Source organism: Prosthecobacter sp., assembly GCF_029946185.1.
Taxonomy (GTDB): Bacteria; Verrucomicrobiota; Verrucomicrobiia; order Verrucomicrobiales; family Verrucomicrobiaceae; genus Prosthecobacter.
In genome coordinates this window covers 38,768-51,373 of the sequence record NZ_JAQSEA010000048.1, presented here as the reverse complement: position 1 = coordinate 51,373, position 12,606 = coordinate 38,768, and the positions used below count along the sequence as shown (strand labels likewise).

General features: G+C 58.9%; 7 protein-coding genes. All 7 read right to left on the bottom strand.

The window, feature by feature from the left end; translation table 11 throughout:
- Positions 1-53: 53 nt before the first annotated feature.
- Entirely contained in the window at positions 54-920 is an 867-nt protein-coding gene (locus PSV43_RS03155) for an alpha/beta hydrolase (RefSeq protein ID WP_300193695.1), read from the bottom strand.
- Between the two features lie 22 nt (positions 921-942).
- Positions 943-2,106, bottom strand: a complete 1,164-nt coding sequence (locus tag PSV43_RS03150) for a hypothetical protein (protein WP_300193693.1) — start codon at positions 2,104-2,106, stop codon at positions 943-945.
- Between the two features lie 159 nt (positions 2,107-2,265).
- Positions 2,266-8,259, bottom strand: a complete 5,994-nt coding sequence (locus tag PSV43_RS03145; protein ID WP_300193691.1) for an alpha-2-macroglobulin family protein — start codon at positions 8,257-8,259, stop codon at positions 2,266-2,268.
- A gap of 101 nt (positions 8,260-8,360) precedes the next feature.
- Positions 8,361-9,494, bottom strand: coding sequence for a 1-deoxy-D-xylulose-5-phosphate reductoisomerase (locus tag PSV43_RS03140; RefSeq protein WP_300193689.1), 1,134 nt, complete (start codon positions 9,492-9,494; stop codon positions 8,361-8,363).
- A 19-nt stretch (positions 9,495-9,513) separates the two neighbouring features.
- On the bottom strand, positions 9,514-10,422 hold the full coding sequence (locus tag PSV43_RS03135; RefSeq protein ID WP_300193687.1) for a phosphatidate cytidylyltransferase: 909 nt from the start codon (positions 10,420-10,422) through the stop codon (positions 9,514-9,516).
- 208 nt (positions 10,423-10,630) lie between these two features.
- A complete protein-coding gene (locus tag PSV43_RS03130) occupies positions 10,631-11,620 on the bottom strand; it encodes a phosphotransferase (protein WP_300193685.1) in 990 nt (329 codons plus the stop codon).
- 55 nt (positions 11,621-11,675) lie between these two features.
- The gene (locus PSV43_RS03125; RefSeq protein WP_300193683.1) at positions 11,676-12,596 is read right to left on the bottom strand and encodes a sugar phosphate nucleotidyltransferase; all 921 of its coding nucleotides are present in this window, start codon (positions 12,594-12,596) and stop codon (positions 11,676-11,678) included.
- Positions 12,597-12,606: the final 10 nt, after the last annotated feature.

Here is a 12,606-nt window from a genome sequence, read left to right as displayed (position 1 = left end):
CACAGCTTCACGATAACCCAGCGGGAAGCACAAGCCACCTCATAGATGCAGGATCAAGGAATGTACCCCATCGACTTCATCCACTCCGCCACGCGGTTTGGCCAGTCGTTCACCGGCCCGCCACTTTTGCGCATACCGAAACCGTGGCCGCCTTTGGCGTAGATGTGCAGTTCGCAGGGGATGTTGAGCTTCTTGTATTCAAGATATAGCAGGGCGCTCGCGCTGGCTGGCCACGAATCATCGCCCGCATGTACCAGGCACATCGGGGGGGATTTGGCGGTCACTTCAAAACCCGGCAGCAGATGCGTGATGTCCTCCTTGCTGACCAAGTAGGCCGGGTAAACCGGAATGGCGAAATTCGGCGTCGCGTCCTCGACATCCAACGCAGGATCAGTCGTGTAGGTCCGGGTGTTCGCATGCAGCGCCGTCATCACGGTCAGATGTCCCCCCGCAGAGAAGCCGAGGATGCCGATGCGATCCGGCTTGAGACCCCACTCGGCAGCGTGATGACGAATGATGCCCATGGCACGCTGAGCGTCCTGCAGGGCTTCACGGCCAGGGTCCTTGGGATCACGCTTCGGCACACGGTATTTGAGCAGGATGCCCGTCACCCCATGTTTGACCAGAAAATCACAGACCTGCGAGCCTTCATGCTCATAGGCCAGGATGCCATAGCCGCCGCCGGGGCACACCATCACCGCCGTGCCATTGGGTTTCTCCGGTTTGAAGACCGTGATCATGGGGTCAGTCACGTTCGTGATGCGCTGCACATCATCTGCTGACTTCTTCGGGATCTCCTTCTCGGCCTCGATCTTAACCCCGGGCTGTTCCGGCGCGCCTCCAGGCCAGAGTTTAACAACGATCGGTTCGGCAGCAAAAAGGGACGACGAGACAAACAGAAGAGCGGGAAGGAGCTTCATGGTGCCGCTAATGGAGCGGAAATCACCGCGCAACGCAAGGCAGCATCATCGCATCCCGCATGCCATGGAGGATTTTTTTGTCCGCTGGGCAGACCGTGGCCAGCACCCCGCCCAGCGCCGGATCAGCGTCCTCCTCCGAGGTAGCGAAATAGTAAGGGCACAAGCGCACCCGGCTCTGCATGGCGCGCGTGGCCTGCTTGTCTTCGTCCCAAGCCGGATGCGTGACCACTCTGGCGCGATGAAACTCCTGGAGCACGAAGGGATTCGTGGGAAAACTTGCCAGTGCCTCATCAATCGCCGTGCCCCACTGCTCCTGCGATAAATCGTGGCCGATGAACACCCCACGCGATCCCCAGCCACGCTCGGAAAAGCCGCTGATCTTCAACACAAGCTGCCGCGGCTTGCCACCGAAGGCTTTCATCTCATGCCAGCTCTGAATGTCGAGCTTCGGCCATACCGCGAACGGTGGCAGCGGCACCGGATCGACCACCCAGCCCATCGGGATGCATTGCTGCAAAAGCACCAGGTGTTCAGCACTCAGCGCCGACTGCCAAAAATCTGCCAAAGCGGGAGACCAAAACAGCGCGAGCCAGAGCTTCTCTTCGAGGAAGGCTTTGATCGGCGGAGTAAAGCTCAGTTCACCGCGCTCCGCCATGTGCAGCATCACATCGGCATTCTCAACGTTCGCGAGATCAAACAGTTCGAAGAAGCGGTAAATCGCCGCCCCGTTGAGTTCGTACGGCTGCACCTCCCATGGCCTCAACACACGACGGCCCAGTCGATCCGCCAGCCAGCTCATCTCTGGCAGGTAGTCAGCGGATTCACGCGAGATCAGGATGTCTTCACTCGGAAACGCTGCGGCAAACGCCTCGATCATTCCAGAAGCTCCACCGATCACGTCTTGATTCAGCGCAGCGTACGTCTCATTCAGCCACGCTGTTAAACCAATACCACCGGGCAGTGAATCCAGCTCCGAGATGGTCACCCCGGTTTCCGTCAGCACCAAGTCCGGCCGCAGCACGCGTGGCAGGTCTTCATGCCAGCGCGGATTCCGCCCCAGATCGAGCACGCGCTGTGGCTTGCCCTGATCCAGCAGCTTCGCCACCCAGGGGTGGGATTCATCAAAGTACAGGCGGTTGCATGCGCGCTGAAAGGCGCGGAGTGCGGGCCCAAGATTGCGGATCAATGTGACCGTTGCTCCATCCAATGCGAATGCCTCTGGCGACAAGACCCATTCCTTTTCTGCAAAGAAGCCCTGTGCGGGAAAGGAAGCGCGGATTTGGGAGATTGATTCAGCGGCAGATACTGACATTGGAAACGATTACGAAGGACAAATGCATCTGTCTCACTTCACTTCCGCCACCTTTGCACCAGCGGAAGGCAGGGTGCGTACGCGCTGAGTCGGGCTGAGGCCGTATTTGTCGGGTTGGTACATGGCTTCGATGCGGGCAGGCGGGGCGGTGGTGTCGCCTTCAGCGATGACTCGGGCGAGGTATTGGAGGCTGAACTTGCCTTTGGCGGGTGCGAAGTCGGTGAAGAACAGGGCGCGGTCGGTGCGGATTTCGCGATGGTCGCAGAACCAGGGCTGGGTGCCGTCTGGGAGTTGGTCACCTTCGCGTTCGCTCTGGGTGCCGAATTCGGGATTGATGGCTTCAAAGACGGCAGGGAGGGCGTCGTCGATGGCGAGGTAGCGATCACCGCCGCCGATTTCAATCTTGAGTGTGACGACGACCATGTCGCCGACGCGGAGGTCATCGGTGCCGGAGGTGGAGCCGTCCATGTTCAGCTCTTCGTAGCTGCGCTCGATGGCGTAGCCTTTGTTTTCGCCGGCGAAAGCACGCTGAGGTGGGAAGCTGCTTGCCTCGATGCGACCGTAGATCTCGCGGCCTGCGGGGAGTTCGACGCTGAGCGGCTTCGCACTGAGTGCATCATTGAGCGCAAAGTTCACATGGGCGCTGGAGAACCCCGCAGCCAGATTGAGCGGCACATCCTGCGTGTCCCAATGCCCCGTCGCAACGAGCGGTTCGCCGACTTTCTTCAAACTGCGCTCGTAGGCGGCGAGGGCGGTCAGAGTCCAGGCATTGGTGAAAGTATTGCCCCATTCACCACGACCGTTGCGGGATTGCAGGATCGACACGGCGAGATTTTCCGCGTCCTCAGTCAGACCGAGATGCGTGTAGCAGATCAAACGCAGAGCCTTGTTCGCGCCATTACCAGCCCAGTGGCTCCAGACGACAGGACGCGGAGCGGGTGTCGCCTTGGCTTTCGTTTCCGTTTTGGATTTGGATGCGGTTTTGGACTTGGCTCCCTTGGTTTTGCTGTCGCTCTTCGCAGGGGCTGCATGCTCGATGGGTTTCCAGCCGAGGGTGTCCTTGATCTGCTGCTCAGGGGCGTTGCTCAGACACATGGAGAGTGCGAGGTAGAGTCGGGCGATTTCAGGCAGGTGTTCGCGTCGGCCGAATAGCAGATTCTGATAAGCAGGCTCGGGCTTGCCTGCCTTCGCGAGTGTGTAGAGCGCCAGAGCGGAGTCGGTGATGTTGTAGAGATCTTTTTCCTCTTCCAGACCGCGCAGTTTTTTCGAGAGGAACTCCACGAGCTTGTTGATGGCGTCCGCAGGAACGGAAGCCCCCTGATCGCGCGCGCGCAGCAGCATCATGCCGCCATAGGCGCTGGCCCAGACGCTTGACTCGGTGCCGCCGGGCCAATAGGCGAGGCCGCCTTCATCCGTGGTCATTTGCAGGAGTTTGTCCACGCCGGACTGCACCACTTGCTTGGCTTTGCCACCACCGAGCTGATCGGGGAATAGCGGCTCGTATTTGCCGAGGGCGAGCCAGGGCATCGTGGCAGACGTCGTCTGCTCAGCGCAGCCATAGGGATAGTGCAGCAGGTAATCCAGCGCATCGCGGGCCTCAAAGAGGCGGCTGTTGCTAATGCCCAGTGAAAGCGAGCCTTCGCCTTCGAGCAGTGCGGGGTTCACATCCTTGATGAGGTTCTCGTTGGGTTCATCCGCTTTGAGACGTGTGTACCTCACATACCGCAACTCGGGCACGGGATGATTCACTTCAAAGGTCGATTCCGTGCCATCACTGGCTGCCACCGGCCAGTCCACGCCGCGCGCGGTCCATTTCCATTTAGCAGTGCCGAGTTGCACGAACTGCACCGGGAAGGCGGTGGCTGCGGTTTCACCAGCTTTGATTTGCAGAACAACCTTCTGTTGCTTGGCGCTACCACCCATGTCGGCTTTGAGAGAGGCGGGAACGAAATCGCGCTTTTCCTGGATGAAGTCCGCCGTGGCATCGAGTTCGAGCGTGACCTCCACCGCACCGGCATTGGGCGTGGTGTTGTGAACGACGGCCTTCACGAGAAACTCATCGCCAAGGCGGGCGAAGCGCGGCACGGCGGGCTCGATCATGAGCGGCTTGTTGATCTTGAAGGCGGATTCACCGCTACCAAAACGATCCACACCATGCGCGGCGACGGCCATGATGCTATAGCGCGTGAGATTGTCAGGCGCGGTGACACTGGCGGTCAGACGGCCCTGGGCATCCGTGGTGCCGGAGGCGAGCCACAGGGGTGTAGCGATGAAGTTTTTGCGGATATTGACAGGTGCCGTGCCGCCGTCGCCCCCCTTCTGCGCATCACCAACGACAAAGCCTTTGTTGCCGCGGTTGCGTGCGGCAGCCTCTTCAGACAGCAGTCTGTCGAAGGAGGTGAAGCTGTCGATGGCGAGCGGAAGTTCGGCGTGGAAATACGCGGAGGGGTCAGGCGTCTCATGCTTCATGAGACTGAGCACCCCTTCATCGACGGCGTAGAGCGTCACATCTGCACCCGAGACTGCGGTGCCTTTGGCATCGGTGATTGTCGTGGTGATTTTCACCTCTTCCGCAGGACGCACTTCATCGTGATCCGGCTTCACCGCGAGTTTCAGCTCCTTCGCATCTGATTCAACCGTCAGAGCGCAATAACCGATGCGATACTCCGGCATCTTGTGCTGTTTGGTGCTGGCGGCGGAACCACGGATGACGATGACGGAGACGAAGACATTGGGAAATTCGTCTTCACCGAGCGGCACGCGGATGATGGGATTTTCGAGGGTGAGTTCGGTGACGAACTGGCGGTGGAGTTTGTTACGCTCCACCGTGACGAGCGCGGTGCCAGCGATGGGTGTTTTGACCACGATGACGGCATCTTCGCCGGGCTTGAGCTTGGTCTTCTCCGGCTGGAGATTCATGCGATTGCCGTCCTCCATCGCCCATGGGAATTCGTTGCCACCGACGGCATAGAACGGCATGCGCGAGAGCACTTTGGTGCCCTTGGCATCCACGGACTCTGCAGTGACGAAATACACACCGCCACTGGCTGGAGTGAAAGGAACGGTGACTGAAGGAGCCGAGCCTGCGGTGGCGGCTTTCAAATCGAAACTCTGCTTCAATTCCTCACGCAGGATGACCTGATCCTTGGTCGTCGATCCACCGCCAGCCGTGGCTATTTTAAGGGTGTGGTATTCCTGGCGCTCAACTTTGAGATCGACATGCACCATGCCTGCGGCGGGAGCGCCTTTGGAATCAATCGCGACGACTTCAAGCTGCAGCGCTTTGCCGGCAGTGCCGAAATAATCGGGGCCTTTGAGTCCCAGCAGGAAATCAGCGCCGGGCACTTCAAACTCAGCCGAGGAAGTGATGGTCTGTTCGTTGATGTCCGTGACTTCGGCATTCACCCGCACGCGCTGCGGCAGCGCGGCACGGTCTGGCGGTGGCTGCGGCATTTCGAGCGTGGCCGTGCCGTCTTCTGCCAGGAAGAGATTACCATTCACGAACCACTCGTTTTCCACCTCATCATTGCCATGGCCGGCGTAGTCGCCATCGGCATCGCGATCCTGGGCGTAGTGGGCCCATGCATCCGCTTCACCAAAATGATAGCGTTTATAAGCCTCGGGCGCTTCGTAGTCGCGCTGCGAGTTCGCACTCCACTGCACCTTGGCAACGGAGAGAGCCTTGCCCATGTAGTAGTTCGCACTGAGCGGCAGGTGGATGCGGTCGGGCTGGAACTTAATCACCTTCGTGTCGAGCTTCACCTCAAAAGTGTTCGGCTTGTAGTCGTCGATGCGGAAGGTCATGCTGCCACCATCATCACTCTGACTGTTCGGATTGGCCGCCTTGAGATTGATCGAAAGATCATACCAGCCCGCAGGGCCGGTCGGCAGCACCACATCATCCGCCCAGGCACCATTCGCGGTGAACGTGACCGGTTTGTCGATAACGATGCGGTAACGCGGATCGCGAATCACCATACGGCCCTGCGCGGGCGCTTGATCCATGCTCAAATCATCACCGACAAGCAGGCGGGTGTGCGCCTTGAAATGCGCTGTGTCACCGGGCTTGTAGAGTGGGCGGTCTGAGAAAACAAACGTGCGACGCTGCGGCTTCCAGACGTTTTCATAAGCCTGCGAAATATCATAGGGGATGCTGATGCTGCTGTCGTTGCATTCAATGACAGCACAGTCGCCATTCTTTTCAGCGAGCACAAAAGCAGGAGTGGCTCCCGGTGCGGTGGCGATGCCGCTGGCGTCGGTGTCGCCATAGCCGATGAGTTTTAAATCCGTATCAACAAAGGTGAGGCGCACGCCAGGCACAGCCTTGCCTGTCTCCAGCGAAGTCACAAAGACCATCGACTCGCGGCCATTGCTTTTCTGCATGATGCCCAAGTCGGTGAACTGCACAAGCGTCTGGGTGACGACACCTTTCTGCGTGAGTCCAGCGGCGGCAGTTCCTTCGAGTTCGATGAACAGCGGTGCAGCGGGAAAATCACCAAGCACTTCACGCCAGTTCAGCTTCAGGATTTCGCTGTGGTCGAGCGGCTTCGTCACCGGAAAGCTGCGGTCAAACACCTGGGTGCCAGGGTAGGCATCGATGGACTGCATCTTGTAGGCCGCCTTTTGTTTATCATTGCCGTAGTAGGCCGAGCGGTAGGCACGGTAATCATCAAGGGCCTTGAGCAATTCGGGGCCGTTGAGGCGCTTCGCACGCACGCGGACCTGGCTCACGTTTGCGGCGCTGAATTCATAGTTCGCAGCGCCTTTGGCCAGTTGAGCGTTGATGAAACTCGGCGCGGCCAGATAGGGCGGATTTGGAGTGAACGTGACCTCGTTTTTGTAATTCGCCTGCAACGGCAGATTGTCCCCCGAGGTCATCGCCATATCGACCGTGACCGTGTACTTCTTGTTCACTTCAAAAGGCCCGTTGAAGCGTAGCGTGCGGCCAAGAATTTCCACTTTGAGACCTGTCATCGGGCCTTCATCCTTGTTCACTACGGAGGCCAGTTTCTGACCGAGTGAACTGCGGCGTATGGTGACGAAAGGAGCGAGCTTTTGAGCGAAAGCCTCCGTCATCTCCTTCGTCATTTCATCAGTGGTCGGCGGCAGGAGACGCTTGTTGAAATCGACATCGATGTAGTAGTCGCTGTCGAACGGCGTATGCGCCTCGACCTCACGTACTTCGAACGGCTTGATCTCGCCGAGTTGGATGTCGTCACCCGTGACGATTTGATTGATGCCGGAAGTGTTGCTGAGTGTTTCAGCAATGGCGAGACGCCATTTGCCAATGGAGAGCTGTGTTTCAGGCTCGACGATGATGGCGCTGAGACGTGCCGCATCATCCCCCACGGAGGGTTTCACCTTGGAGATTTCTTCCGCCCAAGTTGCCTGAGGTTCGGCGCTCATGCGGGTGAAGTCCTTGCCCGTAGCGTGGCGGATCTTGGCAGCGACTGGCTGTGGTGATGATTCAGAGACGAACTTGATGTGCTTGACGACCTCCGTTGGCGTCACGCTGTCATTGAACTCGAAGAGAAAACGCGGAGCACGATTCTGGGCATCGTCGTCGAACCAACGCGGGTGCTGATCGATGATGCGAAAGCGGGCGCTTTCCACGGAGTCGAGCTTTTCGGTGGAGAGCGGTTTACCTGCGAGGTCGGTCAAACCAGTGCGCAGTGTGAACTCGTAGCTGGCGGCGAACTTCGGTGCCTGCGTGAGGTGAAAGTGGCCGCTGCGTGTACTCGTCCATTCAAAGGTGCCGGTCAGTTCCGGTATGACGACCAGTGGCGAAGTGTCCGCGCTCTTGCCAATCTGTTCTTTAGCGACCATCGGCGTCGGAAACACGACTTCGATGGTGGATTCCGGAGCCAGCTCCTCAGGATTGATGGTTATGTCCGCGTGCAGTTCCTGAGGAGGCGGCGTTTTCACATCAGCTCGGCCTTTGGGCGGGGCTCCGTTGGAGATGACAGAGGCGGCAACAAACGCCAGCGTCATGGCTGGCAGCAGCGCGAAGCTGAAAGTAGTTTTCATAGCGAACAGTGGGTTCGCCCTGAGAGTAGCACGCCGCCCGCAGGGGCGAGGATATTTTTGGAGAGTTTTTGGACACTCCAAAAAGACTCGATTCAGATCAACTAGGCAGCTTTGCGTCGTGCCCAAGCATCAGCTTCGATGAGTGTACCGAGATCAGGATGCTGGACCACCTGATGCGCCGTCATCACACGCTCCACGGTCTGCCAGATGCCGGGGAATGAGATCTTGCCATTGAGGAAGGCATCGACGGCAACCTCATTGGCGGCGTTCAGAACGGCGGGCAATGTGCCGCCCACAGTTCCAGCGTGACGGGCGAGATTGATGGCGGGGAAATCGTCCACACGGGGGGCTTCGAATTGAAGCGAGCCGACTTTAGCGAAGTCGAGCGGTTTGAGATTGTTCGGGACGCGGTCGGGCCAAGTGACGGCGTATTGGATCGGGAAGCACATATCGCTGTGGCTCAGCTGGGCGATGATGCTGTGGTCGGCGAACTCGACCATGCTGTGGACGATGCTTTGCGGATGCACGACGACCTCGATTTTCTCCATCGGCACATCGAAGAGCCACTTGGCCTCGATCATTTCGAGGCCCTTGTTGAATAGAGTTGCGCTGTCGATGGTAATCTTGCGGCCCATGGTCCAGGTAGGATGCTTGAGGGCCTGAGCGACGGTGACGGCAGGCAGTTGATCGGCGGGCAGCGTGCGGAAGGGGCCGCCGCTGGCAGTGAGCAGGATGCGCTGAACGGCGCTGTGCCGGTGGCCTTCGAGGCACTGGAAGATGGCGTTGTGCTCGCTGTCCACGGGCAGGATGTTGACGCCTTTGCGCTTGGCGGCTTCGGTGACGGCTTCGCCGGCCATGACGAGAATTTCCTTGCTGGCGACGGCGAGATGCATGCCGCGCTCGATGGCTGCGAGTGCTGGCGCGAGGCCGGCGGTGCCGACGATGGCAACGAGCACCATGTCGGCGTCAGATTCGTTCACGAGATCGACGAGGCCCTGGGTTCCTGTATGCAACACGACATCCGCAGGCAGGAGCGCGCGTGCTTTTGCCGCAGCAGCGGCATCGGTCAGGGCCACCTGCTTCACGCCGGTTACGCGGACTTGCTCCACGAGGGCTTCGACACTGCAGTTCGCGGCCAAGCCGACGATCTGCATGCGCTCGGGAATGTCGCGGGCAACTTTGAGGGCACTGGTGCCGATGGAACCGGTGGAGCCGAGGAGGAGAACTTTGCGCATCACGAATGCTTGCTTTGGCTTATCGAGCGATGGCGGACAAGTAAAAATAAAACACCGGCGCAGTGAAGAGCAGGCTGTCGGTGAGGTCGAGGATGCCGCCGATGCCGGGGAGCGTGGCTCCGCTGTCCTTGATGGCGAAGCAGCGTTTGAGCACAGATTCAGCCAAATCCCCCGTGACAGCGGTCGCGCAGAGCACCGGGGCTAGGATCATGCCGTGCATCCAGGTGAGGGGGGCGAGTTTTTCAGGGATGGTGGCCAGCAGAACGGCGGCGGCACCGAACGAACCGATGAAGGCACCCACAAAGCCCTCCCACGATTTAGCGGGGCTGATGTGCGGGATCATTTTGTGCTTCCCAAAAATCACTCCGACGATGTAGGCCCCCATGTCGCTGAACTTCGTGACCATGATCAGGAAGAGCACGAGAAAGATGTCGGTGATGCCCTTGCCATCGGCATGGAAATACATCAGCCGTATCATGAACCCGAAGAAAATGACGGTGTAAACGGTGCCAAAGACGGTGTTGAAAATGCGCTGCAGGGTGGACGCGCCTTCGAGTTGATGACGGTAGCAGAGGATGAAGGAGCCGTGAACGCTGGCGGTGAGCGCGGCGAGATCGAACTCCATCGGCGGTGCCTTATGGTGGGTGGTGGTGTACCAGAGCACCGCGACCCAGTAAGTGATGCAAATGACAAAGCCGAGCGTGCTAAAGGAGCGTGCCTGCGGGTCATTGCGCAGCAGCCGGAAATACTCAACGGCACCCGCAACGCCAAAGAAACCGGTGATGGAGATGATCAGCCAGTTGTTCTGCCATTCCAGAAAAGCCACCGCAAGCAGTGACCATAGCAGCAGGGTGCTGAACAAACGGGACGCGAAAACTCTACGCTTGCTGGGCGCGGTGGTAGGCGTGGCTGCGGCGGTTTCGGACATGTGGAGGGTTGGGGGTGCGCCATTTAGAGCCTATCCAGCAGGCGAGAGCAATGCGATTTCGCATTTGGCTTTCCTTCATGCCCCGTTAATTGCACTTCTGAGGGCTGCCCACGTCATCCAAACCGGCTATTCAGCCAAATTTGGCATGCGCTTTGACCGGTTCAAAACCGCCAATCCCGCGCACATCGTCTACTACTTGAGCCGTGAATCACAGCCCGCCGGCGAAGAACATGCGCAGTTCGTCCAGCCCCTGCCCTTCAGCGCAGACTTCGGCCAGATTCGACACCGCAGCCGGGATGTGCTGCTCGTAGTGCGGTTTGCCGAGATTGCGGCTAAGATTGGCATACGCGCCGAGCGCCTGCATGAGCCGCTGGGCCGCGCAGAGATAAAACACTTCCCTCACGTCATTAAAATCCAAGCCGCGATGATCCGCATAGTAGCGCAGCAAACATGAGCGCTCCGTCCTCGTGAGGTTCACGTAGGGGTCATAAAGCAGCGAGGCGAGGTCGTATTCGGCGAGGCCGAGGCGCAGGCCCTGATAATCGACCAGCCACGCTTCCTCACCGCGAATGAGCACGTTCTGACTTTGGAAGTCACGATGCACCAGACAGCGCTGAAGTCGGACTAGGCGGCGGCGGAGTTGCCTGAGCGTTTCATGCGCGGCATTGAACTCGGCATTGGAAAACTCACGCCCTAGGTGACCACGCACATAATGTTCCAGGAAGTAGCCCTGCTCCCATTCGTAGAGCGCCTCGTCAAAGCCGGGTTCGAGTTCGTCGATATCCAACGGCGTCAGGGCATTTTCGCCGACGCCATGAAACTTGGCCGCCTCACGCAGGGTCGCCTGATACAGCGGCAAACGCCGCTCCCAGGAATGGCCATTGAAGGACTGCAGGTCAATGCGACCTAGATCCTCCAGCCAGACGCACAGGCTCTGTTCGTCGAAGGCATACACCTCCGGCACATTCGCCCCGATTTTCTTCAGGCGGAGGGTGGCAGGCACGAATTTCGGATTGTCACGCCGCGCCAGCGTGTAAACCATGAGGATCATCGGCTTACGATCCACCTGCCAGTTGAGGCGGTAAAAATGGCGGTCTGAGGCCCCCTTCAAGATCACTTCCACATCGCACGGCGTGCCGCTCAGTTCTGGAAACTGTTTGCGGGTGAAAATGAGCAAAGCCTCGTGTTCGGGGAGCATGGTAGGGAAAGGGGTCAATGACGAATGACGAATGTCCAATGCAAAGCCCGGATTGCTAAAAATCGACGTCCTCGGCAGTCCCCGAAGCCGTCATGCCGCTGCGGACGATGCAGCGCTTCAAAATCGAACCCCTGGCCACCTTTCCACCCGGCCAGACGATGCTGTCCTCCAGTTGCGCTCCAGCTTCAATCAATGCCCCGGCACCGACGACATTGATGCCGCGCAAGACGGCCCCTCCTTCGATTTGCGCCGCTGGATCAATCGCTGGAGCATACATGCCGTTCAGAGCTGAATGCGCTGATAAATAGGCCGTGCGGCTGCCGAGATCCCACCAACTGCCCTCGTCAATCACGACCGCGCCAAGCTTTGCCCCGGCGCGGATCATGTTAAGAAAGATGGGGATGACGGACTCGACCTTGCCGGGGGTTATCCAGTCGTGAATCGCCGGATCGCAGGCGTAGATGCCGGTGAAGAGGTATTTCCCTTCGTCCCCGGTGCCGAGTTTGTTGCGGATATCGGTGACGAGACCGCGCTGGGGATCAAAAGCGATGTGCAGGGACGGACCATGACTGCGCAGGACCAGGGTGATGAGATTGCCGTTTTCACGATGCTCGGTAAGCAACGGCTGCAAAGGCAGGTCGGTGAGAATGTCGCCGTTATAGACGATGAAAGGTTCGTTTCCGAGCAGATCGTGCACATTGGCGATGCCGCCAGCGGTTTCGAGCCGCACCGGGCTTTCATTGCGGAACTGGATCGGCGTGCCGTGGTAGCATTGATCCGGAAAGGCCTTGGCATACGCCTCCGGGATGTGGTGCGTGTTCACCACCAGCCGCGATACCCCCGCCGCCATCAAATGATCAAAAGCGTACGTGATCAACGGCCGGTGAAACACCGGCACCAGCGGCTTCGGAAGCTGCTCCGTCAACGGTTTAAGTCTCTCGCCAATGCCTGCGCCCAATACAAATGCCTGTTTCACGCGCGGCATT

What these genes read in the sequence shown, in the direction of transcription:
- PSV43_RS03155 (WP_300193695.1), bottom strand. Translation starts at nt 920, where the DNA reads ATGAAGCTCCTTCCCGCTCTTCTGTTTGTCTCGTCGTCCCTTTTTGCT.
- PSV43_RS03145 (WP_300193691.1), bottom strand. Translation starts at nt 8,259, where the DNA reads ATGAAAACTACTTTCAGCTTCGCGCTGCTGCCAGCCATGACGCTGGCG.
- PSV43_RS03140 (WP_300193689.1), bottom strand. Translation starts at nt 9,494, where the DNA reads ATGCGCAAAGTTCTCCTCCTCGGCTCCACCGGTTCCATCGGCACCAGT.
- PSV43_RS03135 (WP_300193687.1), bottom strand. Translation starts at nt 10,422, where the DNA reads ATGTCCGAAACCGCCGCAGCCACGCCTACCACCGCGCCCAGCAAGCGT.
- PSV43_RS03130 (WP_300193685.1), bottom strand. Translation starts at nt 11,620, where the DNA reads ATGCTCCCCGAACACGAGGCTTTGCTCATTTTCACCCGCAAACAGTTT.